The sequence below is a fragment of the Brevibacterium sp. BDJS002 genome (assembly GCF_028201555.1).
GTDB lineage: Bacteria > Actinomycetota > Actinomycetes > Actinomycetales > Brevibacteriaceae > Brevibacterium > Brevibacterium aurantiacum.
Map to the genome: position 1 here is coordinate 3,545,571 of NZ_CP116392.1, position 26,608 is coordinate 3,572,178.

Here is a 26,608-nt window from a genome sequence, read left to right on the forward strand (position 1 = left end):
CGACCGGCTCAGCAAGTGCGCCCGACGAGACTCGCCGGGGCCGGCTCTTCAACGGTCGTCATGGTTGTGTGCAGCACCTGGTCCGGCACCTCGAGTGCTCCGAGCACCGCCGCTGCCGTGGCAGCCCAGTCGAATCGAGCCGAGCGCTCGGCGGCGTGGGCGGCGAGCTCGCTGCGCACATCGTCATCGAGGAGCATCCGCTCAAGCGCCATCGCCCAGTGCCTGGGGTTGTGGTCGGCGATGAGGACACCGGAGTATTCGTGTTCGACGATGTCGGGCAGACCTCCCACCGCCGAGGCGATGGCGGGCAGTCCCGATACTGAGGCCTCGGCGGCGACCAGTCCGAATGATTCGCTGCGCGAGGGGACGAGGAGAACGTCCGCGGCACGGTAGTAGGTGACGAGCTCGTGTGCCGGAACAGGGCGTCGCACCTCGACGCTGGGTTCGGCGGCGATCGCGGTATTCAGCGTGCGCAGGTAGGGCGTGGATCCGGTCGGAGCCTCCTGGCCCGAGACTGCGCCGAGGAGGATCCCTCGTGTCCGCGCGGCCAGGTGCGGGTTGTTCTCGCGCAGCCCCGAGATCGCGTCGACGACGATATCAGTGCCCTTGATGAACTGCATGCGCCCCACATAGAGGACGATGAATTCGTCCGGGTCGAGGCCCAGGTGGGTTCTGGCTTCGGCACGATCTCCGGGGGAGAACAGTTCGTGATCGACGCCAGGTCTGGCCACCACGACGGACTCCGCATCGGCGCCGAGTTCGTGGATGAGGTCGCGACGCTCTGCCGGAGTGTTGGCCACAAGCAGGTCCACCGCCGAGGCGATCCTCTCCTCTGCCTCAAGACGTTGAGGTCGCTCGTGGCTGGTTTCAGAGTCGCGGTTCTTGACCGCGCCGATCGTGTGCATGCTCACGACGATCCGCGGACGCTCACCGGAGCCGAGGTCCTTGGCGTGCAGGTCTTGGGCGCGCAGTTCCTGGGCGCGCAGGGCTGCCTCGGCGGAGATCCAATAGTGGGCCCAGATCAGATCCGCCGAGGTGAAGGTCGGCTGAGCGAGGAGGAGCAGCGAAAGTTCGTCGATGGCGTCGGCAAGCTCGTCCTTGCTCGCAGCCTCGATCGGCAGCTGATGAAGACGGACGTTCTCAGCGATCTGGAGTGTGTCGAGGCAACCGTCGATATCCTCGACCTCGTCGAAGCTGTCCTGGTTCCCGCTGTTCCCCAGCCCATCGATGCCGCTCGGGTCAGCAGTGAAGACGTCGACGATGTGGCCGGCGGCCGCCAGGGCGCGCACCGACTGGTCGACGTAGACGTTCATGCCACCGGCATCGCCCTGGCCCGGCTGAGCCGCGGGCGAGGTGTGGAGGGAGAGAACGGAGATGCGCACGGTGCCAGTTTAGCCAAAGAACTCGCCGAGGATCCGGCGAACTTCGTGGCGACCACGCCACAGGATCGAACCCGCCGGCAGGACTTCCAGACGGGAGTCGGGAATCGCGGCAACAACCGCCTCGGCGACCTCGACCGGATGTGCAGGGTCATCGTCGTGGGTGAGCACGAGCACCTCCCCGGGGAAACGCGCCAGAGTGCCCAGCGGATCGTCGCCCGAGCTCGCGTCGACGGCGATCTCGAGCGCCAGGCCGAGCCCGTCCGACATGTCTGTGTTCACGAGGTTCTCGGCCTTCGTCTTTGTCCAGGCGCGGGCCGGCAGGAGCTCGGCCACCTCGGCGGGCTCTCGCGAGAGCATGAGGTCGGTGATGGATTCGACGTCACCGGCGGCGGACAGCTCGCGCAGTTTCTCCAGGTGAGCACGGTTGGTCTCGGCCACCTCGGCGGAGAATCCGGTGAATGAGGCCGGGAGCACGAGGGCGACCTTCTCCAGGTTCTGGGTCACCGGATGGCCCGTGCTCAGCAGCCGGAGAAGCCCACCGGCGGACATCGAGACCCCGAGGGCCTGAGTCGCCGAGGTGGATGTCAGTGCCTGCGCCAGCACCTCGGCGATTTGGCCGTAGTTCCACCCTGGACCCGGTGATGGGCGGCCGCCGTGGCCGGGGAGGTGAAGGAAGTGCTTGGTTCCGGTGATGCCGGTGCCGAATGGTCGGGTGTCGCGGATCGCGCCGGCGAATCCGTGGCCGAACAGTGTGTGGGGCTCACCGTTGCCGAAGGTGGCGATGAAGTCGGTTTCGGGGCCCGGGAGGTTGAGGTCCTGTGTCATCGATGCGTGCTCGTCGCCGGCTCAGCGCCAGTTCTTCCGAGTCTGTTTGCGATTGCGCGGGTCGATGGCCTTGATCTTCGGGCGGACGTCGGTGAGGTAGACGATGCCTGCGACGAGAGCGATGAGGTTGAGGAAGATGATGCGCATTCCCATCGGCGGCAGTGCGATGAGCGCGAGCGCGAGACCAACGCCGAGGAGGATGACCCAGAACTTCTTGCTCTGCTTGTCGACGGCGCGGTAGTTCTCGTCCTTGTAGCGGAGGCAGTCGATGAACGCCCACAGCTGGAGGCCGAAGGCGGCGACAGACAAGGCGAGAAAGATGATCTGCTGAAAGCCAGCAATTATTTCCATGCATCCACCCTAGCAATCACAGTCGTCGCCGGCACTGCGTCGGCATGGATCCTGGGCGAATCCCCACCGACGAGTCACCCTCCGCACATGAACCGGGCCGCCTCCGGCACTGGGTTGGACTCGGCTGCGCTGGACAGGGACTCACAGGATTCCGGTCAGGCGGATGCCCGCGCACACCGCCATGCCCACCAGCACGCAGATGAGCATCGGCACCCGCAGGATCGAGGCGAGGACTCCCACCCCGACGCCGATGAGCCGTGCGGGATCCGCGAGATCCTGGCCATCGAAGATCGCCGTCGTGGCGAAGACAGCACCGATGAGAACGACCGTCGCCCGATCCATCCACTTCGTCACCGTCGCCGTCGCGTCGCCCTCCTGCTCTGTCGCAGCGTCACCCGGGCCCTCCCCCGCAGGGCCATCCGGCGCTGAGGTGTCCGGTCCGGTGTCACCCGCCCCCGCCGAGGTGGTCGTGAGCTGTCGACGCCTGCCCTTGGTGGCGATGGCCGCACCGAGCTTCACACCGGCGAAGCGCATTGCGTAGGTTCCGATGCTCAGCGCGGCGAGCGCAATGAGGAAGCTGACCGGGCTCATCGACGCCCCTCCCGAGAGTTGGGCCCAGCGACACCGTCGCGATCAACCTGGGGTGGTTCTTGACCTGCAGGGCTTGGGGCTGGTTCTTCACCTGCGGCGCTCGGGGAGGAGTCACCTCGGCGCTTCCTGATGGCGGTTCGGATCAGCCACCCGGCGGCCACGAACACGAATACAGACAGAGAAGTCACGGCCCCGAGCCCGAGCGGCAGGATCGGCGTCAGGAGGACGGCGACGAGGATGCCTGCGACCGTCAGCGTCAGTGTCGACTTGTTCTTCAGATCGCCGCGGATGAGGCAGAAGAGGATGATCGGGAAGGCCGCGTCGAGGCCGAGGAGATCGGCATCGATGACATTGCCGAGCCACTGCCCGACCATGGCCCCGCTCGGCCACATCAGCGCGATGGCAGCCCCCATGAGCAGGAAGGCGTGCCACCGAGCTCGGTCGGAGTTGACCGTTCGCGATACGGCGATCGATTCGTCATTGATCCAGTGCGCGGCGATGAGCGCGCGCCAGTCCTGCGGAAAGAACGGTCCGACTGCCACGCCGAATGCGAAGTTCCGTGAGTTGACCAGCAGCCCTGCCAGCACCGCCAGTATCGGGGCGCCGCCTGCAGCGATCACTCCGACGAAGGTGAACTCGGCGGCGCCACCGAGAGCGAACATTGCCAGCAGCAGCGTCTGCCACCAGGGGAATCCGGATACCGCGGAGATGGCCCCGTAGGACAGGGCGACGGCGGTGATCGTGATCGTGACGATCGCGACATCACGATAGGTCGAGCCCGGAAGTACCCGATCGATCGTGCGAAATACAGAACTCATGTTCTATATACTGCACATTGGCTTCTCGTTCGTCAACCAGAACGCCCTGTCGCTATAGTGAACCCATGAGCTCTCAACCACGCGAACAGATCGCAGCCGCCATCAAGCGCGAGCGACTGCGGGCCGACCTCTCACTCTCCGAAGTCGCGCGCCGGGCGGGGATCGGGAAGTCGACCATGTCCGGGCTCGAGGCGGGCACCGGCAACCCCAGCGTCGAGACGATGTGGGCCCTGGCGGCAGCGCTCGACATCCCCTTGGCCAGACTGCTCGATCCTCCGCAGCATGAGGTTGCCCTCGTCCATGCCAAGGACCTGCCCAGCCTGCCGTCGAACACTGCGAACTACGCGGCGACTCTGCTCTCGGCATCTCCGGCCAACGCCCGACGCGATGTCTATTTCATTCAGGCCGAACCGGGCCAGCCTCGAGACTCACAGCCCCACCCGATCGGCACCGTGGAGCATGTGATCCTCGGGCAGGGCGCGGCTCGCATCGAGGTGCTCGGGAACTCCTACGAGCTGCACGTCGGCGACTATCTCACCTACCCCGGCGACCAGCCGCACAAGTTCACGGCACTCAAGCCTGAGACCACTGTGGTGTTCATCGTCGAGAGCCGCTGAGAGCCGCTGAGCTCTGGAATCACTCCAGTCGTTCGAGGCTCACTCCGCAGGCGGTTCGTCCGTGTCTCGCGTGTCTTCGCTCAATGATGGGAGGCGACTCTGGGCGGCGTCGTTGGTCAGCCCGCAGGCTTCGAGGAGGTCGACAGCGACCGGGCGCAGCAGCAGCACAAGGGACTCGTCGTGGATGTCCCAGCTCGCCTCTGCGCGTGGGTCCAGACTGGAGGCAGCCTCGGCCAGCGCCGCTTCCGCCAGAGCCCGATCAGTGCCTCGGCGCAGTGCGACCTCGAGCTTCTTCGATCCTTCCGACAGCGAGCCCACATAGCCGGCGATGATCGGCTTCTCGATTCCGAATTCGGTGATGCCCACGACTCGGCGCGCGATGACTCGAATGGTCCTCATGGCGCGATCGGAATGGGTGTGAGCACGGGACAGCCTGGTCACCTCGGCGGCATGACGCCTGCCTCTGGCGTTGATCTTCGCCGCTTCCTTCGAGATCTTGAGCGACGAGCCCCAGGAGTCGATGATGTCCTGAGTCTCACGGGCCCGGGTCAGCGCCCGCTTGGCCAGCGCGACGTCGGAGTCCTGCAGTGCCCTAGACATCATCTGGAGGATTGCACTGATCTCGTCGAGCATGCTCGCGGCCAGACCGCGCGGGACCTTGCGGGCATCGCGCGGGAGGATCAGGGCAAGGAGGATTGCGCACACCGAGCCGGTGAGGGCATCGAGGGTGCGCGGGAACGGCAGGGTCGCGGCTGTGGCGGGAACCACGACGACGTAGACGGACTGAACGGCGATCTGAGTGATGAAGATGCCGCCGGAATTGAGCATCGTGCCGATGAAGAGACCGATGGCCAGGGTCACCGTGAGCTGCCAGATCCCGGTGCCGTAGACGCTGACGAGGAGCTCACCGACGAGCACGCCGAAGGTCGCACCGAAGCCGATCTCCATGGCCCGCCGCAGACGACGATCCGCGACTGGACCGATGCCGACGGCAGAGGCGACGGCCGCCAGGAACGGATAGGGGTGGCCGAGCACATAGACACAGAATGCGTAGGCGGCGGTGGCTGCGATCGGGATCTGGATCAGCTGCCCTGCGTTGGCCTGTACACGCTTGAGACCCATCCGAGAGCGATGCACCAGAGTGTTGAAGGCGCGCTGGGGCAGTTCTCTGACCTCGGACTTCGCCATCAGACTCCCTTCGTGCTCGCCTTCGCTGTACCCAGCGTACCGGAATTGTGACATGCTAAAGTCTGTGCGCCGAGGAGGCTATGAATGACAACCAACCTGACCCGAGATGAAGCGCAGAGCCGCACTCAAGTGCTCGATGTCTCGACTTACACCGTCGACATCGACGTCAGCAATGCTGAGACCGGAGCTCCGACGTACCTCTCCCGTACCGTCGTCGAGTTCACCGCCCGAACCGAGTGCCGCACATTCATCGACCTGATCGCAGATACGGTCACATTCGCCGAGATCAATGATGAGATCCTCGACCCCGCCGAGGTGTTCGACGGCGCGCGCGTGGGAGTGCCCATCCGCACGGGGAAGAACATCCTGACGATCGAGGCGCAGGCCTACTACTCCACCTCGGGCGAGGGGCTGCACCGCTTCACCGACCCTGCCGACGGCAAGGTCTATCTCTACACCCAGTACGAACCGACCGATGCCCGCCGCGTGTTCGCGAACTTCGACCAGCCGGACCTCAAGGCCGAGTTCATCTTCAATGTGACGGCTCCCGAGCACTTCCAGGTTCTCTCGAACCGGCCCGAGACGAGTCGCGGGCCGAGCCAGGAGAAGAGCCAGGAGCCGGTCGACTCGGACTCCCCCGCGATCACTCACCATTTCGCTCCGACGCTGCGGCAGTCGAGTTACATCACCTGCATCACGGCGGGCCCCTATGAAGGTGCGACGGATGAGTGGACGGACCCCACGACGGGCGAGACCATCGCGCTGGGTGCATGGACGCGCGCCAGCCTCGTCGACCATCTCGATGCCTCCGACATCTTCTCGATCACGAAGGCCGGGCTGGACTTCTTCAGTTCCGAATTCGACTACCCCTACCCGTGGGGCAAGTACGACCAGATCTTCGTTCCGGAGTACAACCTCGGCGCCATGGAGAATCCGGGCCTGGTCACGTTCACCGACAGCCTGATCTTCCGGGACAAGGTCACCGACGCGAACTACGAGTCGCGGGCCAACGTCATCCTCCACGAGATGGCGCACATGTGGTTCGGCGACCTGGTGACCATGAAGTGGTGGGACGATCTGTGGCTCAAGGAGTCCTTCGCCGACTACATGGGCGGGCTGGCGCTGGCCGAGGCGACCCGCTTCACCGACGGCTGGGTGACCTTCGCGCTGCGTCGGAAGGCGTGGGCGTACACACAGGATCTGTACCCGACCACGCACCCGATCGTCGCCGACATTCCCGACGTCGAGGCCGCAAAGCTCAACTTCGACGGCATCACGTATGCCAAGGGCGCCTCCGTCCTCAAGCAGCTCGTCGCCTTCGTCGGTCGGGAGGCGTTCTTCGCCGGTTCGCGTCTCTACTTCAAGCGCTTCGACTTCCGCAATACCGAGCTTGCCGACTTCCTCGAATGCCTCGCCGAGGTGGCCCCTGACCGGGACATCGCCACCTGGGCCAGCGCATGGTTGGGTACCTCAGGAGTATCAGAGCTGTCCCTGGAGCTGACGACTGGGAGCTCCGAAGCGGTGCGGAGCAAAGCGAGCACCGGTACGTATGTGAGCGGCAGCGCCAGTGGCAGTGGCAGTGGCAGTGCCGGTGGTGCTGGCAGTGCCGGTGGTGCTGGCAGTGCCGGTGGTGCTGGCAGTCCCGGCGGTGCCGCGGCATCCGCAAAGCGCTCCGGACGGGAGAACATCACCAGTGCGAAGATCACACAGGCCGATTCGGCTCGTGGGGCCGAACTGCTGCGCCCGCACACGCTCGAAATCGCCACGCTGGGGCGCTCGGGACGCAAGCTGGTCCCCCTTGACACCTTCTCCTTCGACTTCTCCACTGAATCCGCCGAGGTGGAGCAGCTCGTTGGGCGCACCCTCGGCGATATCACGCTGGTGAACTATGCCGATCACGACTATGCGCGCGTGCGCTTGGATCAGGCCTCGACGGAGGCCGCGATCAGGTCGGTGTCCCGGATCGCCGATCCGCTTTCGCGGGCGCTGGTCTGGTCGGCCTTGGACAACGCCGTTCGCGACGGCCTCCTCCCCGTGCAGCGATACCTCACGGCCTATGCCCGAAGCCTGGGCAAGGAGAGCCATGCCGGCATCATGGCTGGGTTGAGCCAGACGGCCCTGACCTGTCTGGATCAGTGGGTTTCGGAGAGGAACTTCGAGACCGCAATCTCAGGCTTGCTGGGTGCTGCACTCGACGCGTTGGCCACGGCACGCGCCGGCTCGGATGCTCAGCTGCATCTGGCGAATCTGGTTCTCGCTCTCACGTCTCGCACTGCGCGCTGCTTCGAGGGGAGTGCCGCGATCGCGATGGGCCGCAGCTTCGCGTCGCAGATCCTCGCAGTGCCCGTCGGCGAGGAGATCGATCGCCTCACCCCGGGTGCACCCGCTGAGCAGAGAACCACTCCCAACGGCACGAGCCAGAGTGAGGCTGGAACTGCTGGAGCTGAGTCTGCCGATGCTGGATCTGGTGGTGCTGGATCTGCTGCTCCGGACCACGCGGCGGCGTCAATGCCGTTCAGGGGCCTGATCAACGATCATGCCCTGCGCTGGAATGCACTGACTGCACTCGTGTGTCTGGGATGGGCTGACCAGACCGACATCGCCCGAGAGAACCAGTCTGATCCCAGCTCATCGGGTCGCCTCCATGCGGAGACCGCCAGCGCCGCCATGCCTTTGCCGATCGTGAAGATCCGCGCCTGGGAGGTCATCAACGAAGCGGCCGCGCTGAGCAACGACGTGCTCTCAGCAATCATCTCCGGCTTCGTGGCACCCACATCGATGCCGCTCATTGAAAACTACGTCGATGAGTACTTCTCGCTGCTTGCGACGTTCTGGTCCGATAATTCGATCGAGATCGCCCGGCGCCTCGTGCTTGGCCTCTACCCTCGCTGGTCTATTGACGAAGAGAGGGTGGTCGAGAAGACCGATGCCTGGCTGGCAGAACACGGCGACGCCCCAGCAGCGCTTCGTCGCCTGCTCATCGAACGACGCGACGATCTCGCTCGGGCGATCTACCTCAAGTCGACCCAGAGTTCACGCCACTGACAGTGCTCTGACCTGGTCTGATTCAGGACAACAAGCGCGAAGGCCGATTCCCCGAATGAAACGGGGAATCGGCCTTCGCTTTGTGTTCATAGCTCAGCTTCAGGCTCAGATGATTCGGCGAGCTCCGGAGAACTCATTGCCGGTGTCCCACGACTTCCAGTCGGTGACGTAGACGTCTTTCGACGCGTTGGGCGAATGAATCATCTTGCCGTCGCCGACGTACATTCCGACGTGGTGGACGGTTCCCGAGCTGGTCGAGAAGAACAGCAGGTCGCCGGCCTTGAGGTCACCCTCGGCGACCTTCTTTCCGGTTGTCGCCTGCTCACCCGAGTCGCGGGGGATGTCGATGCCGTGTGCTCGGTAGATGCTGTACGTGAAGCCTGAGCAGTCGAAGCCATAGGGCGAGACGCCGGCCCACAGGTAGCGCAGCCCGTCGAACTTCTTCGCGGTCTCGACGAGGTCATCGCCGCTGGGCTTCTCCGGTTTGCCGTCGGTGTCGTAGACGTCAACATCGCTGACGTCGATCCACGCTGCGCCGCCGCCTGGGAGCGCCACGCGCACATCGTCGACGTCTTGAGCGATGAGAGGAAGGTCGACGTTGAAGGTGATCTCTGCACCGGTGTCCTTGGTGAACTCGATGCCTTCGAGTTCACTCTTCTTCTTGGTGACGACCGCACGAGGCTGGTCGTCCTTCAAATCGCCGAACCGATCGTTTTCCACCAGCTGCTTCTTCGGCACCCAGCCGGGGTACCCCTTCTTGTTCTTGGAGGTCGACTGGTCTTTGACCGCGACCTGGGCCCAAGCACCCTTGGTTTTGAGGACAGTGACTTCGGAACCGTAGGCGGCCTGGGTCTCGACTTTGCCGGTCAAGCCGCGCCGCACCTCGGCGTCCTTGAGATTCTTGTTCCACTTGTCGAGGTCGACAGGATGTCCCAGGGCAGGCTTGTCGACCTTACGGGGTGCTTTCGCATCGGTCCACAGAGTTGCGACAGTGACATCGACGTAGGCTGTTTCGCCCTTTTCGATCTTGCCGTCAGTGACCCGCTCAAGCTCTTGGCCCGGGACGACTGCAGCTTCCAAATCGGTCGCGGATTCTTCATCGGTCGACGTCAGGTTGCTCGACAGCGCAGGAGCTCCTGCGCCAAATACCAGTCCGAGCCCAAGTGCCGCCGAAACAGCAATTTTGGTACGCATTATTTCTCTTTCGGTCTGCGGGTGTCACTCCCGCGTGGGGGAAGTCTCCGAAGGTCATTCGGTATGCGTGCTCCGCAGCCCATGGCACCGACCGGTATCGAAATCTGTGGTCGACATCGATCGAACCCATGCGCATCGAAGCGCCGCACAGTGCCAATATTACTGCCCGCTCGGAAGCGAACGGCAACGTCGACACTGTGGCAGGATATCGCGATGCCAGCTTGAAAAGAAGTGCACTTGTCCGAATCGATACAGAGATGAGACTTCCAACAAGCACAATGAGCTGAAGGCGGCGTCCTCAGATCGAGTCGCTGCCTTCAGCTCATCATGATGGTGTTGAGCTCAGCTCACTTTGCTGTCTCTCAGTTGAGGAACTCGGCCGCCAACAGCTCGAGCGATTGAATTCGAGCGGCGTCTTGACGGAGGTCTTCGCCTTCCATCGCTCCTGCAACGGGCTGGATCATGATCTCGTCGACCTCGAACCGGCTGGCAAGTTCTTCAAGCTGGGCCTTGGCAGATGCAGCGTCGCCGATGATCCAGTTCTCGGACATATCTTCGCCGACCATGCGCTCCTGTTCGGTCCTGACCGAGCGCACGTCGTCGCCGGCCAGCCGCAAGGGCTCCATTCGCCCACCGGTCCGCAGGCGAGACATCTGCAGCAGGAAAGGCTCCGAACGCAGCTGTGCCTCTTCCTCGGTCGGCGAGACCACGGCGTTGACGGTGACGAACGTCTGCGGTTTGTCGCCGTATGCACCTGGAGTGAAGTTGTCACGGTAGATCTTCATCCCGGTGGTGGCACCTGCGGCGAAGTGATTGGCGAAGACGTAGGGCATGCCGAGCTGTGCGGCCAGTCGGGCCGAGTAGCCGGATGACCCGAGCAGCCATGGCAGCGGCTGTGTTCCCGGTACCGCAGCGGGTGTCGCGTGTAGGACGTGCTCGCGGCCACCGTGGAGTGGAATGCGCAGCCCTTCGGGTTTCATCAGGCTCAGTGTGTCGATGACGTGCTGGGGGAATTGTTCGACGGGGTCGACCGTGTTTCCTTCCCGATCAACCATGCGTCCTTCGCCGAGGTGGCCCCTCATCGCTGCGGAGGTGATCGGGTCTGTGCCTGGGGCCCGACCTATGCCCAGATCGATGCGGTCACCGTAGACCGCAGAGAGGAGCGAGAAGAGTTCAGCGACTGCCAGCGGAGCGTGGTTGGGCAGCATCACACCGCCGGATCCGAGGCGGATGCGTTCGGTTCCCTGCCCGAGGTACATGAGCTCGGCGCCCGGCATCGTTGAGGCGATCGATGGCATGTTGTGGTGTTCGGCAACCCAATAGCGGGTGAAGCCCAGTTTGTCCGCGGACTGAACCAGCTCGTGGGAGGCTGCAAAAGAATCTGAGGTGCTCTGTCCGACACGGACCGGCACGAGGTCAAGAATAGAAAGCTCCATGCTGATGGCAACAGCCACCTCATCGGGTTCATTCCGCTTTGCCCGCAGGACCTACGGCACACCGCTCCCCTGCATCAAGCAAACCGCACTAATCGAAGAGAGTATCTGTGATCTCTTTCGCGATGAACCGTGCGTGCAGAATCGGGGTTCTGGCTGGATCAATCGATGCTGGTGGCACCCATGCAGGGCGTCCGTCCTTCAGCATTATGGTGTGCCAGTCCGATTCGTCGATCAGATGGTGGTGCGACCCGCATGCCAGTGTCAGATTATTGACATCGGTCTTACCCTCTTGCGACCACGGAACTATATGGTGAGCGTCGCACCACCCAGGTGGAGTGTCGCAACCGGGAAATGTACAGCCCTGGTCTCTGCTGGAAATGATTGCCAACTGCTTCGAGGTGGCGAATCGTCGTTCTGTCGCAAGTTCCATGCTCTTCGTCTTCTCACTCATGAGGTGGAAGAACACCGAACCGTTCAGCCCTTCATAGGAGGCCGTCTGCATCGGAAAGGGTGCTTCTGCGTCGGTGGCTGCGCGACCGGACTGCTTTGCGAGGTCCTCGGCTTTCGCTGTGACCACGAGCGCGAAGGGCGCACCCGCCATCACTCGTTTCATTTCGATTCGGCCGATCATTGTCGCGAATCGTTCGTAGATCCTGTTCTTCACGCTCGGCTGTCGGCCGGCCATCGCCACAGTGGAGCCGTCTTCTCTCACGCCATATCCACGCGGTACGTCACCGGAGCCGGCGCCGCCTGCTGTCTCTGAATCTCCCAGCCCGTCAGCGGTTTGGTTGTCGAAACCGAATTCCAGAGAAGGGTCAAGCGCGTCCGCACGATCACCGTGCAGCACTTGAGCGTATACGTCGACCACTTCCTGATCTGCTGCCGAAATGGCTTCCGCTGAGGTAGTGGCGTCCGCTGCGGCTGCGTCCGTATCCGCGTCCGCACCTGTGCCAGCTTCGCTCTGCTGAGCCGTTGCTGAGGTCGCTTCGCCGTCGACTTTGATGCGCGAGGTGAGGTGTCCGCTCATGATTCCGCCAGTGACTGCGTCCAGGACTCCTTTGAGGGCCCAAGTTCCGTCTTTTCGCTGGCGCAGGCTGACTGAGAAGTCATCACGTCTCGGCGCTTCGTCAGGCAGTTCACCATCGGGGTCGAGCCATCCGAGAATTTCGTTGAATAGCTGCTGTATGTCCTTCACACGCACCGAGTGTGCCTTTTCGACCAAGATTCGTTCCGCTTCCAGACGGTCTTCCTGACCGATCCGAAGCGGAAGGTGCCTCAGGCACCCGATGATCGCGCTGGCCTGGGTCGCTGAGAGCAACCCCTTCTGCAGTGCTTCAGAAACTATGGGAAACACCGGTGCGATCGGATCGCCGCTGAAACTGACCTGGTCTCCCAGTTTTTCTGCCAACTCTGATCTCCGGTAGGCCTCTCGTTCCGAGAGGTTGAGACGATTCTGAACCAGCGCCTTCGTCGTCTTTGCACCGTAGTCTCGGGGAGTTCCCACTCGCTCGAACACGGAAAGTGTCACGACTGAGAGTGATTCGACCAGTCGGTTGACGGTCTCCAACCCGTCCATCACTGTGATCGCTTCGTCAGGGCCCAATGGTCGGTTGCACGAATGGAGATCGCCGACGAGTGTTTGCAGACCTTGGATGCTGCTGACGACTTCGGGAGCGATGCGCGCCAAGTCCGACCAGGCGTGCTTATCCAGAAGAGGATGCTCCGATTCGAGACCAGTGTCGGATGCGTGCACACTCTCGGTGCCGATGGCACCGGCTTGTCCTGTACTGTCTCGGACGTCCTGAGGTTTTGGCTCACCGTGGGTTTCTTCGCCATCCAGGGATGTTGCCCAGTCGTCGTCTTCGCTGGTGCCTGTTCCGCCTTCGCCGTCACTGCGCTCGGCCCCCTCGTCCTTCCTGTGCATCCACGCTTCTTTTTCGGCGTCGATCTCTGCCGCACGCCTTTTGAGTTCGGCTCTCGCATCCGGATCATCAGCACTCGCCTGCCACGGGTTCCGACCAACCCAACGCTCCCGCAGCTCATCCTCTGATGACTCGACAGCGCTGGTGGGAGCACCGGGCTCAACTGACTCCGTGGAGTCCGCGGATGCACCGGGCTCGTCAGGCGCGGCGGGTTCTGTGAGTGTGTCGTTCTCTGTCGGCTCGGAGGATTCGAGTGGATGCTCGGCATCGGCAAACTCGAAATCATCTGGGGGTGGAGTGGCCACTTCGTCGAAGCGATCAGCCAGTGGGTGACCAGCGAGGTCAAAACCTGCTTCGCGCAGAAGTTCTCGATACGTGCGAGTCTCGTGGCTCTCTTCAGCGGTGTTCTCTTCGGCCGTGCTCTCGCCAACGGGCGCAGCAGATGAGGCGGGGTCGTCACGCCTGTTCTGCTTATCGCGCTTGCGGTTGGGGGTGAGAGTCATGATCTCGAAATCCGTTCGTCAACTGCCTTGTTGTCCGCTTGATTCCAATTTTACGCGCATCACTAGCATAGTGTCTATAGTTTTGTTCGATTTTTTAAAGCTTATTGCCGTGGTGTTCGATCTAGTTCTAACTTGAGATCTCGTCAGATATCGAATCGGCCCATTTCAGACCACTCGTCGTTGTCTGTGTCGCTCAGCGGAACAACCCCACACCTCGGCGTATTCACCCTGCACCACGCTCTAGTTCAGAGGCAGTGATCGGTTCTATTTTGCCAATCCGGCAAAATTGCTTGCGCCACTGACGCACTTCAGATCAGACTTCTGAGGTACCCGAATCCTTGCCCCACAGCAGAAGGACCGCCATGTCAGACCCTCTCGTCACTGATACTCCCCAAAACCAACAGCACCTCCAGAATCTAAAGGGCCCCCAGAATCAACAGCACCCACAAGTCCAACAGAATCCCCATGACCGTCAGGACCCGAATACTCTCATCGCCGAGGTGGCCGTGATCGGTGGTGGCGCCGGTGGTCTGGCCGCGTCGATCGTTTTGGCTCGGTCATTGCGCAGTGTCGTCGTCATCGACGCAGGCTCGCCACGCAATGCGCCGAGCGCGCACGCGCACAACGTCCTCGGCCAAGAAGGAATCAATCCCCTCGAGCTCGTGGCCAAGGGACGTCGAGAGGCTGAGGAATATGGCGTCCGGTTCGTCGACGCCACAGTCGTCAGTGCTGAGCACACGCAGCAAGTGACCCAGGAATCCGAGGCAGTGGGCTTCATCCTCGAGACTTCGTTCGGTGTCTCCATCGAGGCGAAGCGAGTCGTCATCGCGACCGGCCTCACCGATGTGCTTCCCGATATCCCCGGGCTCTCGGACGGGTGGGGCGAAACCGTCATTCACTGCCCCTATTGCCACGGCTATGAGGTGCGTGGGGAGCGTATCGGCGTCATCGGCACAACCGCCATGTCCTATCACCAGGCCATGCTGTTCTCCCAGCTCAGCGACCGCGTCACCTTCATACGCCACGATGCTCCGGAACCCGATGAGGCACAGACGAGAATGCTCGAATCGCTCGACATCACCTACGTCGATGCGGCCGTCGAAGCGGTAGTACGCACCGACAGCGGAACCGACGTCACGCTACGCAGCCACACCTCGAGCGCCGCACCGCGAGGCAATGAGGCTGGGGCGACTGCAGAGAACGAGACCATGACCGTCGGGGCGTTAGCCGTAGGCCCCTACTTCCGCGCGAACAGCGAAATCTACGAACAGCTCGGCGGAACCGTCGCCGACCATCCGTCGGGCATGGGCTCATCCATTCCCGCCGAGGCGACCGGAGCCACCGATGTGCCCGGCGTCTGGGCGGTGGGAAACAGCGCCGACATCTCGGCCATGGTGGTGGCGAGCGCGACCAGCGGTGTCCTGGTCGGTGCGCAGATCAACGCCGAGTTCATCATGAGTTCAGTCCCCTCATGAGACCACCATCATGACGCGTTCAGCGACTAGCCTTTACACAGAGGACGGGGCACACGGCTTCGAGGATGACTCGTTGGATCGTTGATCCCAGGAGGAATTTCCCAACTGGGGTCCGCTTTCTGGTCCCGAGCACGATCAGCTCAGCCCCCACCTCGGCGGCAGCATCGAGAATCTGTTCCGCGGGATCGTACTCACTGCCCCGCGTCAGCACTCGTCCCTGCACACCGGAGCGCGACAGATAGTCCTGGACCGACCTGATCTCACCCTCGCCGAGGCGGTAGGCATCGCTGCGATCTGATGATCGGGAAGCGTTGACGACGACCAGTTCCAGGCCGTCCTTCTTCGCCTCTGAGATCCCCTTGTCGAGTGCGGCATGGCCTGCTGGATTGTTGACGTATCCCACGATGATGGTCATTTTTCACCTTCACTTGTTGAGACTGACTGAATCTTGGAGCATCCCGCGATCATGTGAGCTCCTCGGGATTGCGGAACTTGGTGCTCGCACCCTTGACTGACCGGTTCCAGAACCAGGTGACCGCCCACAGGACGACGCCGATGCCGATCAGCGCCACCGCGATCTGGTACTGGATGAGGTCATCGAGTCGGGCCCACGGCCCGACGAGGAACAAGCAGGTGAAGACGCCCAGCCACGGCAGGAAGGTGGGGGCGCGGAAGTGCTTGTGCTCGACCGTCTTCTTGCGCAGCACGAGGACCGCGCAATTGACGACTGCGAAGACGGCCAGAAGCAGCAGCGACGTGGTTCCGCCCAGGGAGGCGATCACGGTCTCCGGCAGGAAGGTGGAGACGGCGATGATGAGAACGAAGGCGATGAGGGTGGTGAAGAGGATCGACACCCAGGGCGAGCGGCGCCCCTTGAGAACCTTGGCGAACACCGGTGGCAGCACGTTCTGCTTCGACATCCCGTACAGCAGGCGGCTGGCCATGAGCATGTTGATCAGTGCCGTGTTCGCGACCGCGAACATGGTCAGGAACGGGAAGATCTCGTCGATCGGCAGGCCCGGAGCACCGGCTTCGAAGACTTCGAGCAACGGCGTCTTGCTCTCCTTGAGCACACCGATAGGTACGGCGGCGACGGCCACGATCGACACCAGCACGTAGATGATGCCGGTGATCGTCAGACCACTGAGCATGATCTTCGGGAAGACCTGTGGGTCCTTGGTCTCCTCGACCATGTTCACAGAGTCTTCGAATCCGACCATCGAGAAGAACGCCAGCGAGGTGGCCGCGGTGACCGCCAGGAAGATGCTCTTGTCGTCGGCGGTCTCGAAGATCATCACCCGTGAGAAGTCGGCGCTGCCCGAACCGAGGGCGAAGAACCCGACGAGAATGACCAACAGCAGGCCGGTGAGCTCGATCGTGGTCAGGACCACGTTGAACCACACGCTCTCACTCACTCCGCGGAGGTTGATCGCCGCGACAAGCGCGAGGAACCCGACTGCGATCCACATCGTGGCCTTGACAGGGAGGTCCCAGCCGAAGCCGGCAGCCATGTTCTCCGCAAACACCGTCGACGCAGTTGACGCCGAGGTGATTCCGGAGCTGAGGACGGCGAAGGCGACGAGGAAGGTGACGAAGTGAACCCCGAATGCCTTGTGCGTGTAGAGCGCGGCACCAGCGGCGTGCGGGTACTTGGTGACGAGCTCCATGTAGGAGAATGCCGTGATCGCGGCGATGCTGAAGGCGAGGATGACCGGTACCCAGCCGGCGCCTCCCACCTGCCCGGCGACCTTGCCTGTCAGCGCGTAGACGCCGGTGCCCAGGATGTCTCCGACGATGAAGAGGAGCAGAAGTTTGGGCCCCATGACCCGTTTCAGGGTCTCCGGCTGCTGCTCTGCCCCCGGGCCTGTCTTGGTTGTGTTCTCGCTGTGACTCACGATGGTGCCTCCGTGTTCGCCCGCAATCGCCGCCTCGCGATCACGTGTCTCGGTTGCGGACCACGTCGAAGAATGCCGTCAGGAGCGCCTTCGCGTCCCGCTGACTGTCCTCGCTGCGTTCCTCTGCCTGTTCCAACAGGGTCTCCTTATTAAAACCCAATTCTTGCAGTTTTTGCGCGTCCCAGTTGCGAATGTTCTGTCCCGACGATTCCGGATGGAACTGTGTGCCCCACGCATTGCCGAACCGAAACGCCTGAAACCGGCAGGCGGTGCTGGTCGCCAACAGGGTTGCTTCCGGCGGCAGATCGACGATCCGGTCGACGTGGCTCTCAACGAAGGAAGCAGACCTCCCGATCGCGGAGAACACTGGGTCCTGGCTCGCTTCCTCGGTCATATCGATCCAGGTGTACCCCTTCTCGGGCGCGCCGGTCCGTGCCCGCACATCGCCGCCGATGACGTGTGCGATGAGCTGCCCGCCCAGGCAGATGCCGAACTGCGGCAGGTCCGTTTCCAACGCATGCCGTGACAGTCGCGCCTCGGCGTCCAGCCACGGCGCGCGATCGGTCTCATCGGGCATGTACCCACCGCCGAGCATGATGAGTCCGTCATAGTCACTCAGCGCGCTCGGCTCTGGAAGTCGGGACACCCCGCCAATGCGCAGGTCGAACTCGATGTTCTCGCTGATCATCCACTGCGTGAGCAGCCCGGGCTGGGATTCGATGTGATTGACGATGACGAGGAGACGAGTCATGCGCGCTCCCCCGCCGAGGTGGCCGAGCCGGCCGTACCCGCCGACTCTTCCGTACCCGCCGACGTGCCCAGGAACCGCACGTATGCCTCCTCATGTGCTTCCAGAACCCGCATCGCGTTGTCGAAGCCGAGCTTGCGCAGATCAGTCTCCGACCACCCGCGACCGGCCAGCTCCTCGAACAGCACTGGATACTGTCCCGCGTCGCCGAGGCCGGTCGGCAGCTCATCGACACCGCAGATGTCGCCGCCGAGGCCGATGTGGTCGATTCCGATCCGCTCACGTACGTAATCGCAGTGATCGGCGACATCGGCAACACTCACCTCGGGGGCGGTGCCGTGCTCTCCGGCGTCCACCCATTCGCGACGTGCGTTCGAGACGAAGGAGGGAACGAAAGTCATCATCGCCACTCCCCCGTTTCCGGGCACTCGGTCGAGGACGTCGTCGGGGATGTTGCGCGGATGCGGGTTGAGCCCGAAGGCGCAGGAGTGGCTGAAGATCACCGGGAGGGTTGAGATGTCCAGGGACTGGTGCATGACGCTGGGTGCGACGTGGGAGAGGTCGACGATCATGCCGATCCGGTTCATCTCCGCCACGACCTCGCGGCCGAATTCGCTGAGGCCCCCGTGCTGCGGTTCATCCGTCGCGGAGTCTGCCCAGGAGTGTGTCGTCGACCAGGTCAGGGTCATGTAGCGGGATCCGGCGCGCGCATAGGAGCGGAGCACGGCCAGTGATTCGTCGATCTGCTGGCCTCCTTCGACGCCCATGAGCGAGGCCACCTTTCCGGCGTCTCGGGCGGCGACCACCTCGGCGGCGGTGCGGGCGAACTGGAGCCGTTCGGGATAACTCGTGACGACGCGCTGCACGGCGTCGATCTGTTCCCAGGTGGCCTTGATCGCCTCGGCGCCGGTGATCGAGGAGTGGACGTAGACCGACCAGTACTGCGCGGCGACATGCCCGGCGCGCAGCTGATCCATCGTGGTGAAGGGCGAGACGCTCGGGTCGTTGAGACCCTCTGTGCTGTAGTCGCGTTCCTCCCGCAGGTACCAGGCGAGGTCGTTGTGTCCGTCGAAGACGTCGTATGTCATGAGTGTGCTCCTTCAGTTCGGATGATCGTCGGTGAGTTGGGTGGAAGCCTGTGTGGTCTCAGGATCGGAATCAGTTTCATCATCCGATGCCCGACATCAGCTGCGCCGACCACAGCCCGAGGAAGGTTCCGGAGAACGTTCCGATGAGTGCGAAGAGCACACCCACTGGCACCAGCTGACGGTTGAAGGCACCCGCGACCACCGGCGCCGAGGCGATTCCCCCGATGTTCGCGGTGCTGGCTACGGCGATGCTGAACAGTTCGGTCTTCGTCAGCTTCGCATAGACGAGCATGATGACGATGTGGACGAGGAGCACGATCACACCGGCGACCAGATAGATCGGGGCTTCGGCCAGCGAGGTGAAGTCGGATCCGGAGGCGATGATGCCGATGATGAGGTAGAGCATGATGGTCGCGAGCTGATTCGAACCCGCGGCCCGCCCCCACCGTGTCGACCCGATGACCAGGCCAAGGATGCTCACGATGAGGATCGTCCAGGCCGAGGCATTGATCACCGTACCCAATTCCGGCAGCATCTCGCCCGCTCTGGCGGCCAGGGCGGAGACGAGCAGGGCGAAGCCCAGCAGACCGATGATGGAGGACAGGGTCATCGGCTTCTCTTCTTCGTCGGTCACCCGATCGGCGAAGTCGAATTTCGAGGTGTCTGCCTTCGTCCATCTGTTGAACTTATCGGAGACTGCGACCGAAGAGAAGATGAGAAGCAGCCAGAAGGAGTAGAGGACGGTGTCGACGATGAGCACATAGCCGAAGATGTCCTCCGGGGCCTCCAGGATGTTCTGAACGGCGACCATATTCGCCGAACCGCCGGTCCATGACGCATTGAGCGCACCGAGTGCTTTCCATGATTCGGGGGCCAAAGCCGAATGCACGATCAGGTAGGCGACGACGAAGCCGACGATGATGCTCGCGGCCGTCACTACGAAGGTCAGCAGCAGTTTCGGTCCGAGCCGGATGATCTGGCGCACATCGCATTTGAACAGCAGGAGCAGGATCATCGCGGGCAGCAGCGCGTCCTGCAACCCGTCGCCGACGCTGTCGATCGCGTCGTGGTCGAACATGCCGACGGTGTTGAGCAGGGCCGCCACGATGTAGAGGAAGACGAACCCGGGGACATACTTGAATACTTTGAATTTCCCGCTGCGGTCGGCGACGATGAGAGCCGCCGAAATCGCCAGCAGCAGGCTGATGAATAGAAAACCGTCCGTGATCACAAACGACACTCCTTCAGGTGGATTGGACCGCGTCGCGCTGCCCTCGGTCATTTCCTCGAGGTGCAGGCGCAGTGCGCGGTGAAGCCATGTGCGGTTGTCGATTGGATCCGGTCCGGTGGGGACCCGGGCAATCTTGGTGGTCGAGGAGGCGTCTCAGCTAGAGGTTGGGAGCTCGTGGTACTTCTTCGCTGCGTTGTTCACCGCAACGATGAGCGCCTTCTGGGAGGACCCGTGGTATCTGGCTGTGATCGAATCCGTGAGTCGACCGGTGTCCCTGATGTCTGCGTCGATGAACAGGCCCCTGATGAACTTCCTTGTCAGGGCCAACGTCGCCGAGCAGTCGACATCGAGGACTCTATGTGTCTCCGCCTCGATCTCGAAGGCGATGTAGAACAATCCGTACTGTGCCATGATCGGGTTGTTCGACGGTGCTTTCGCTTCGCCGGTGAGGTAGATCGAGGAGGTCATAGGACATCAACGATACTCGAGGAACGGCGTGTGAGCGTGCGTATACTCGAGCCGATTGAATGCTGATCGATGTCCGGTTTCTCAGAGGAATCGGTGAATCGCCTCCCCCGCTTCGCGCATGATCGGCATGACGTCGACGACCCGGTCCGTGTCCTTCTCCCAGTTTGCGAATACAGCGTAGGCGACTCGCCTGGTCGGTGTCATTGCGATTCCAGCGTCGGCCCTGATGGTGCCGTTCGTGCCGGTCTTGTTCCAGACCCATACGTCGCGCTGATAGTTGTAGTGGGCCAGTGGGTCGAGGTCGAACGCCGAGGCGACCATCGAGGTGTCCGCGCCGGCTCCCAACCAGCGGCGGAAGATCTCATTCGTCGACTCGTCCCAGAACTCGTCTTTTGCGTGCCGGGCCATGAAGTCGCTGATCTCGGCCGCGGTGCCCGTCGACAGGGTGCGCGGCGCTTTGGCCGGTCGGGGCCAGCGGAGGAAGTCATGGAGGCCGGAGTTCCGGTAGCCGAGGTCCTCGACCTGGCGGGCGACGTTCTCCAGCCCGATGCGGCGGATGAGCACATTGGTCGCGAAGTTGTCGCTGAAGGCCCCGACGAGCACGGCCACGTCGTAGATGCTCAGATCGTCCTGCTCCATGAGGTACCAGATCCCGGATTCGTCGACCCGTTCCGAGGGCCGACGAGACAGACGCTCCTGCAGGTTGAGATTGCCGTTGACGTGCATCTGCAGGGCTGTGTGCAGGAGGAACACCTTGCCCATGCTGGCGGTGTCGAGTTCATCGTTCTCATGGTGGGCGAACACGCGTTCGCCGCTGTCCACGTCGAAGGCCAGGGCGCTGAAGCGCACTCCCGGCAGCCGGTCGAAGTCCACGTTGCCCATGTTCTCGTCCTCATTCATCTTCGAATTCCTCTCCTCCAGCGACATCTCCCAGCATCACAGTCCTCTCACCTCGCGTCTACCCACACGCGCGGTCCACCCACATGCGCGGTCTGCCCTGTGCCTGAGCCTCAAGAGTGACGGCGACACCCAGCGGCGTGCTCGGCGCATCCGGGTCATGACCGAAGCCCATCTCAGACACGATCGGAATGCCCAGATCGCCGAGGTAGTCCATGACCAGGGCCTCGACCTCGTCTATCTCGGCGCAGTCCTGCCATGAGCCCAGCACCACGGCGTCTGCCGAGTCGAACCAGCCGCCGCGAACAAGCTGTACGAGCAGGTTGTCGAGGCGGTAGAGCTCCTCGTCGACGTCTTCGAGCATGAGGATCGAGGGCCCGAGGCGTTCACGCAGCTCGCGCACCCCGGCCAGTTCCGGACTGCCCATCCCGGCCGCGACCAGACTGAGGTTTCCCCCGCCGAGGCGGCCCTTCGCCGTCCCCGGAACCAGAGTTCGCGCCCGGCTGAGCGGCCGAGACGCCGCTGGGTCAGCCGCTGGGGTGGTCGATTTGTGCTGATTCCCGACCTGATTGTCAGCAGAAATCGACCACTCTTCACCGGCAGCCCCGTTGTCGCCCGCGGGGAACCCGAGTTCGCGGCCGCCCCAGGGTTCGAACAGCCAGGTGGCCACCTCGGCGGGGACGACTGAGGAGTTCTTGAACGGATCGTTGCCGACCATCGGGCAGAACAGCGTCGCCACCTGCAGGTGGTGGTCCCAGGCCTGGTGCAGGGCGGTGATGTCCGAGGAGCCGGTGAGCAGCTTGGGTCGCCCGTCTCGGCGCAGGGCATGCCTGCGCATGAGGTCGAAGTCGATTCCGTCAAGCAGTCGCATCGCCCCGAACCCGCCCCGCAAGGCGATGACCGCGGCGGCATCCGGATCGCACCAGGCGTCGACGAGGTCGGCCCGGCGCTGCTCGTCGGTTCCTGCCAGGTACTTCACTCGGGGGTGGCGAGCGCGAACGTTGTCGCCGACAACCACGCGCAGCCCCCAGGATTCGAGCTGCCCGATCGCCCGCAGCAGGGATTCCTCATCTGTCGGGCCCGAGGGCGCGATGAGGCGAACGGTGTCGCCGGCCTGAAGCGGCGCGGTCTCAAGGTACGGGTTGGCGCCCGCGAGCGTGCTCTCAGCGCCCGAAGCGCCCGAGGCACCCGAAGGGTCTGTGGTGGGACTATTCATGTGTGACCAGACTCTGACTTCCCAATCGGGGAACTGCGGCGAGGAGTTCCTGCGTGTAGGCGTGCTGCGGGTTCGCCAGCACGGTGTCGACATCGCCGTACTCGACGATCTCACCCTTCTTCATCACGGCCACGGTATCGGCGATGTTCCACGCCAAACCGAGGTCGTGGGTGATGATGAGGGCACTCATACCCAGGTTCTTCTTCAGCGCCAGGAACAGGGACAGGATCTCTCCGCGCACGGAGGCATCGAGGGAGGCGACCGGCTCATCGGCGATGAGCACCTGTGGGTCCAAGGCGAGCGCTCCGGCGATGACGACCCTCTGTCGCTGTCCACCGGAGAGCTCCTGCGGGATCGACTCGAGGTAGTCGGCCGCTGGCGTCAGCTCGGCGGCTTCGAGCGCGCCGATGACCCGGTGGTATTCGCCGTCGGTGAGCTTCTGCACACGCAGTCCCTCGACGACGGCCTCGTAGACGCTGCGCTTCGGGTTGAGCGACCCCGAGGGATCCTGGAGGATCATCTGCACCTGCCGGCGGAAGGTGCGCAGGGCCTTCGCCTTCGTCGGCAGCGCCTTGCCTGCGAACTCCAGCCGCGATCCCGGATCCACTACCTGCAGACCGAGCAGCGACCTGGCCAGGGTCGTCTTCCCCGACCCGGACTGGCCGACGACGGCGAGGATCTCCGCCTTGTGCAGCGACAGGTCGACGTCGCGCACGGCTCGCTCCCTCCCCTGCCGGTTGTTGAAGGAGACGTTGAGGTTCTTGGCCTCGAGGACCACCTCATCGGTCATCGTGTACGGCTGGGCCCGGCGCACCTCGGCGGGCTTGAGGGTTCGCGGATTCATCCGCGACTCAGCGTCTCCGATCTGCGGGAACGCGCCGGCCAGCTGCTGCGTGTAGGCCTCGGCCGGGGCCAGACACACCTGGTCGCTGGGACCGTATTCGACGAGTTTGCCGTGGCGCATGATCGCGAGGTTCTCACACACCGCGGAGAGCACGGCGAGGTCGTGGCTGATCATGAGCAGCGAGATTCCGCGTTCGGCCACGAGCTTCGCCAGGCCCACGAGAATCTGCTTCTGCACGATGACGTCGAGGGCGGTGGTCGGTTCGTCGGCGATGATGATGTCGGGCTCGCAGGCCAGGGCCATGGCGATCATGATCCGCTGCTTCTGCCCGCCGGAGAGCTCGTGCGGATAGGCCACGGCCTTGCTCTTGTCGAGGTCGACCTCGTTGAGGAGTTCGAACATCCGGTCCCGCCGTTTGGACGGTGTCGTCCAGGTGCCCTTGTCATGATGTTCGAGCGCCTCGATGATCTGCCCGCCCACCTCGCGGACGGGGTTGAGCGAATGCAGGGCTCCTTGGAACACGATCGAGGCTTGGCCCCAGCGCACGGCGCGGATCTGGCCGAAGGTGAGGTCCTTGATGTCCTTCCCGCCCAGGAGGACCTGCCCGTCGATCTGCGCGGACTTGGGCAGCAGGCGCAGCGCCGACATGATCAGCGTGGACTTGCCAGACCCCGACTCCCCCGCAATGCCCAGGGTTGATCCTGTCGGCAGGTCAAGACTGATGTCGCTGACCGCGGTGACATCACCGCGAGCTGCGGAAGAACGGTAGGTGATTGTGACCTGCTTGAAGCTGAGATCGGTCATCAGCGGCTCCTCAGGGCTGGATTGATGATGGCTTCGAACGCGCGTCCGACCATCGTGAAGGCGATCACCACGAGCACGATCGCGATACCAGGGGCCAGGACGTACCACCAGTAGCCCGAGGTCGCGGCGGAGATGTCCATGGAGTTCTTCAGGATCGTGCCCCAAGATTCCTTGCTCGTATCTCCCAGGCCCAGGAAGGACAGGGTGGATTCGGCGATGATCGCGCTGCCGACCGTCAGCGTGGTGTTCGCCAGCACCAGCGGCATCACGGCAGGCAGCATGTGCTTAAACAGGATGTGGCTATGTCCGGCGCCGAGAATGCGCGCTCTTTCGATATAGAGCCGGGACTCCACACTCAAGGTCTGGGACCGCACGATGCGTGCCGTCGATGCCCAGGAGGTGATGCCGATGGCGATGACGATCGTGAACACTCCGCGCTCGAGGACCGAGGACAGGACGATCGCAAGCAGCAGGGACGGCAGGACGATGAAGAAGTCGATGATGCGCATGACGACGGCGCCGAAGAGGCCTGAGAAGTGTCCGCCGGCTAGGCCCATGATGGTGCCGATGACCATCGACATCACGGTCGCGGCGACGCCCACGAGGATGGACACGCGTGCTCCCCAGAGGATGCGGACCCAGAGTTCGCGGCCCAGGTCGTCGGTGCCCAAGGGGTGTTCCAGGCTCGGCGGGGCGTAGCGGGGCACGTCGAGCTGCTTCGTCACATCGAGCATGGAGACCGGTGCGATGAGGGGCGCGAAGATCGCGATGAGGATGAAGAAGAGCAACACGAAGGCGCCGATCATCGCGGGGATGTCGGCCCGGAACATGGCCCAGTTCTTCTTCGCGTTGTTGAGTCGGCGTTCGCGGACGAGTTTCGTCCCGTCCAGGACGGGAGACTGCCTCGCCGAGGTTGTGCTGGGGTTGGCGGCGCCACCTGAGGTTGTGGTGGGGTCGTTCGTACTCATCAGGCCCTCCTGACTCGTGGATCCAGGAAGCGGTACACGATGTCCGCTGCCAGGTTCATGACGATGATAATGCCTGAGAACACGACGAATGTGCCCTGCAGCAGCGGCAGGTCGGGTCCGCTGATCGCCTCGAACGTCAGCTTGCCCAGACCGGGCCAGGAGAACACGGCCTCGACGGTGACTGCTCCGGCGATGAGCCCGCCGATGTGCATGAAGACGACGGTGACCGTGGGCAGCAGTGCGTTGGGCACGGCGTGCTTCCTGCGCACTTCGTCCTCGGTCAGACCCTTGGCGCGTGCGGTCGTCAGGTAGTCCTCGCTCATCTCCTCTATGAGTGAGGCGCGCATGACCATGAGGTACTGCGCGTACACGACGGCCACCATGGTGATGACCGGCAGGATCAGGTGCTTGACAATATCGACCATCCCGGCGAATGACCAGGGGTCCAGTCCGGGCGTGATCATGCCTCCGGTGGGCAGCCACTGGAGAGTACCGCCGAAGATCATGAGCAGGATGAGGCCCAGCCAGAAGGTGGGTACCGACCAGAAGACCAGAGAGGTCGAGGACATGATCTTGTCGAAGACGGAGTTGCGACGCCAGCCGGAGAGCTGTCCGAGCCACAGCCCCAAGCCGATCGAGAGGATGGCCGCGGTGGCAGTGAGCAGGAGTGTGGGACCCAGGTACTCGACGATGAGTGAGGCCACGGGCTTGCGGTAGACGTAGCTTTCGCCGAAGTCGCCGGTGAAGATGCCGACCAGATAGTCCCAGAACTGGACGATCACGGGTTTGTCCAGACCGTACTGGCTGCGCAGCTCGGCGATCTGTGCCGGGCTCATGGGCCGTTCTTTGGCGATCTTGAGCACGGGGTCGCCGGGCAGCATGCGGAATGCGAAGAAGCCGAGGACGATGACGAGGATCATCGAAGTCAGGGCGCCGCCGAGTTTGCGCAGAAGGTAGCCCAGGAACGATCCGCCCTTGGGTGGTTCGTCCATGTCGCGGCTGGGACCGCCAGCGATGCCGGTGCCACCGGGGTCGGGACCGCCTTCCGGAGTCGGGAGGTCATGCGTCGGTGTTGTCACTGGGATACTCCTGGTCGTGCAGG

General features: G+C 63.2%; 23 protein-coding genes. 3 read left to right on the top strand and 20 right to left on the bottom strand.

The annotated features are described in order from the left end of the window. Positions 1-8: 8 nt before the first annotated feature. The 5 genes from PGC08_RS16500 to PGC08_RS16520 form a co-directional block, all read right to left on the bottom strand. Positions 9-1,382 (bottom strand): glycosyltransferase, encoded by a 1,374-nt coding sequence (locus PGC08_RS16500; RefSeq protein ID WP_271708910.1) that lies wholly within the window; start codon positions 1,380-1,382, stop codon positions 9-11. Between the two features lie 9 nt (positions 1,383-1,391). Continuing rightward, on the bottom strand, positions 1,392-2,207 hold the full coding sequence (locus PGC08_RS16505) for an alpha/beta fold hydrolase (RefSeq protein WP_009883652.1): 816 nt from the start codon (positions 2,205-2,207) through the stop codon (positions 1,392-1,394). A gap of 21 nt (positions 2,208-2,228) precedes the next feature. Further along, on the bottom strand, positions 2,229-2,558 hold the full coding sequence (locus PGC08_RS16510) for a DUF2516 family protein (RefSeq protein ID WP_069600885.1): 330 nt from the start codon (positions 2,556-2,558) through the stop codon (positions 2,229-2,231). A gap of 141 nt (positions 2,559-2,699) precedes the next feature. Further along, positions 2,700-3,149 (bottom strand): AzlD domain-containing protein, encoded by a 450-nt coding sequence (locus PGC08_RS16515; RefSeq protein WP_271708911.1) that lies wholly within the window; start codon positions 3,147-3,149, stop codon positions 2,700-2,702. Next, positions 3,146-3,967: an AzlC family ABC transporter permease gene (locus PGC08_RS16520; protein ID WP_009883655.1), complete on the bottom strand. Its 822-nt coding sequence runs from the start codon at positions 3,965-3,967 to the stop codon at positions 3,146-3,148. Before PGC08_RS16520 ends, PGC08_RS16515 begins: the two co-directional genes overlap by 4 nt. 65 nt (positions 3,968-4,032) lie before the next feature. Between PGC08_RS16520 and PGC08_RS16525 the strand changes: the two genes are divergently transcribed. Further along, positions 4,033-4,584, top strand: coding sequence for a helix-turn-helix domain-containing protein (locus PGC08_RS16525; RefSeq protein ID WP_009883656.1), 552 nt, complete (start codon positions 4,033-4,035; stop codon positions 4,582-4,584). Positions 4,585-4,623: 39 nt separating this feature from the next. On the opposite strand, the gene PGC08_RS16530 is transcribed toward PGC08_RS16525, so the two are convergent. Next, entirely contained in the window at positions 4,624-5,826 is a 1,203-nt protein-coding gene (locus tag PGC08_RS16530; protein ID WP_271708912.1) for an FUSC family protein, read from the bottom strand. A 30-nt stretch (positions 5,827-5,856) separates the two neighbouring features. On the opposite strand from PGC08_RS16530, the gene pepN reads away from it, so the two are divergent. Then, complete coding sequence (gene pepN / locus PGC08_RS16535; RefSeq protein WP_271708913.1) at positions 5,857-8,817, top strand: aminopeptidase N; 2,961 nt, start codon at positions 5,857-5,859, stop codon at positions 8,815-8,817. Positions 8,818-8,922: 105 nt separating this feature from the next. Here pepN and PGC08_RS16540 read toward each other — a convergent pair whose 3' ends face one another. The 3 genes from PGC08_RS16540 to PGC08_RS16550 form a co-directional block, all read right to left on the bottom strand. Continuing rightward, positions 8,923-10,011, bottom strand: coding sequence for a C40 family peptidase (locus PGC08_RS16540; RefSeq protein WP_009883659.1), 1,089 nt, complete (start codon positions 10,009-10,011; stop codon positions 8,923-8,925). A 362-nt stretch (positions 10,012-10,373) separates the two neighbouring features. Beyond that, on the bottom strand, positions 10,374-11,465 hold the full coding sequence (locus tag PGC08_RS16545) for an LLM class flavin-dependent oxidoreductase (protein WP_009883660.1): 1,092 nt from the start codon (positions 11,463-11,465) through the stop codon (positions 10,374-10,376). Positions 11,466-11,535: 70 nt separating this feature from the next. After that, positions 11,536-13,872: an HNH endonuclease signature motif containing protein gene (locus PGC08_RS16550; protein WP_271708914.1), complete on the bottom strand. Its 2,337-nt coding sequence runs from the start codon at positions 13,870-13,872 to the stop codon at positions 11,536-11,538. A 500-nt stretch (positions 13,873-14,372) separates the two neighbouring features. On the opposite strand from PGC08_RS16550, the gene PGC08_RS16555 reads away from it, so the two are divergent. After that, on the top strand, positions 14,373-15,347 hold the full coding sequence (locus tag PGC08_RS16555; RefSeq protein WP_271708915.1) for an NAD(P)/FAD-dependent oxidoreductase: 975 nt from the start codon (positions 14,373-14,375) through the stop codon (positions 15,345-15,347). Positions 15,348-15,366: 19 nt separating this feature from the next. Here PGC08_RS16555 and PGC08_RS16560 read toward each other — a convergent pair whose 3' ends face one another. The 11 genes from PGC08_RS16560 to PGC08_RS16610 form a co-directional block, all read right to left on the bottom strand. Further along, positions 15,367-15,762, bottom strand: coding sequence for a universal stress protein (locus PGC08_RS16560; RefSeq protein ID WP_009883663.1), 396 nt, complete (start codon positions 15,760-15,762; stop codon positions 15,367-15,369). Between the two features lie 49 nt (positions 15,763-15,811). Further along, a complete protein-coding gene (locus tag PGC08_RS16565) occupies positions 15,812-17,242 on the bottom strand; it encodes an APC family permease (RefSeq protein ID WP_271708916.1) in 1,431 nt (476 codons plus the stop codon). Positions 17,243-17,282: 40 nt separating this feature from the next. Beyond that, complete coding sequence (locus PGC08_RS16570) at positions 17,283-17,993, bottom strand: type 1 glutamine amidotransferase (RefSeq protein ID WP_271708917.1); 711 nt, start codon at positions 17,991-17,993, stop codon at positions 17,283-17,285. Further along, positions 17,990-19,078: a dipeptidase gene (locus tag PGC08_RS16575; protein ID WP_271708918.1), complete on the bottom strand. Its 1,089-nt coding sequence runs from the start codon at positions 19,076-19,078 to the stop codon at positions 17,990-17,992. The genes PGC08_RS16570 and PGC08_RS16575 overlap by 4 nt, the downstream gene beginning before the upstream one ends. Positions 19,079-19,157: 79 nt before the next feature. Next, positions 19,158-20,309 (bottom strand): DUF819 family protein, encoded by a 1,152-nt coding sequence (locus tag PGC08_RS16580; RefSeq protein WP_271708919.1) that lies wholly within the window; start codon positions 20,307-20,309, stop codon positions 19,158-19,160. Between the two features lie 153 nt (positions 20,310-20,462). Then, positions 20,463-20,777, bottom strand: coding sequence for a DUF3870 domain-containing protein (locus tag PGC08_RS16585; RefSeq protein WP_271708920.1), 315 nt, complete (start codon positions 20,775-20,777; stop codon positions 20,463-20,465). Between the two features lie 81 nt (positions 20,778-20,858). After that, on the bottom strand, positions 20,859-21,677 hold the full coding sequence (locus PGC08_RS16590; protein WP_271708921.1) for a serine hydrolase: 819 nt from the start codon (positions 21,675-21,677) through the stop codon (positions 20,859-20,861). 58 nt (positions 21,678-21,735) lie between these two features. Continuing rightward, on the bottom strand, positions 21,736-22,890 hold the full coding sequence (locus PGC08_RS16595; protein ID WP_271708922.1) for a S66 peptidase family protein: 1,155 nt from the start codon (positions 22,888-22,890) through the stop codon (positions 21,736-21,738). Next, positions 22,883-24,538 carry an ATP-binding cassette domain-containing protein gene (locus PGC08_RS16600; RefSeq protein WP_271708923.1) on the bottom strand — a complete coding sequence of 552 codons (1,656 nt, stop codon included), beginning with the start codon at positions 24,536-24,538 and terminating at the stop codon, positions 22,883-22,885. The genes PGC08_RS16595 and PGC08_RS16600 overlap by 8 nt, the downstream gene beginning before the upstream one ends. After that, positions 24,538-25,506, bottom strand: a complete 969-nt coding sequence (locus PGC08_RS16605; RefSeq protein ID WP_271708924.1) for an ABC transporter permease — start codon at positions 25,504-25,506, stop codon at positions 24,538-24,540. The genes PGC08_RS16600 and PGC08_RS16605 overlap by 1 nt, the downstream gene beginning before the upstream one ends. Then, positions 25,506-26,585: an ABC transporter permease gene (locus tag PGC08_RS16610; RefSeq protein ID WP_271708925.1), complete on the bottom strand. Its 1,080-nt coding sequence runs from the start codon at positions 26,583-26,585 to the stop codon at positions 25,506-25,508. The genes PGC08_RS16605 and PGC08_RS16610 overlap by 1 nt, the downstream gene beginning before the upstream one ends. Positions 26,586-26,608 lie beyond the last annotated feature (23 nt).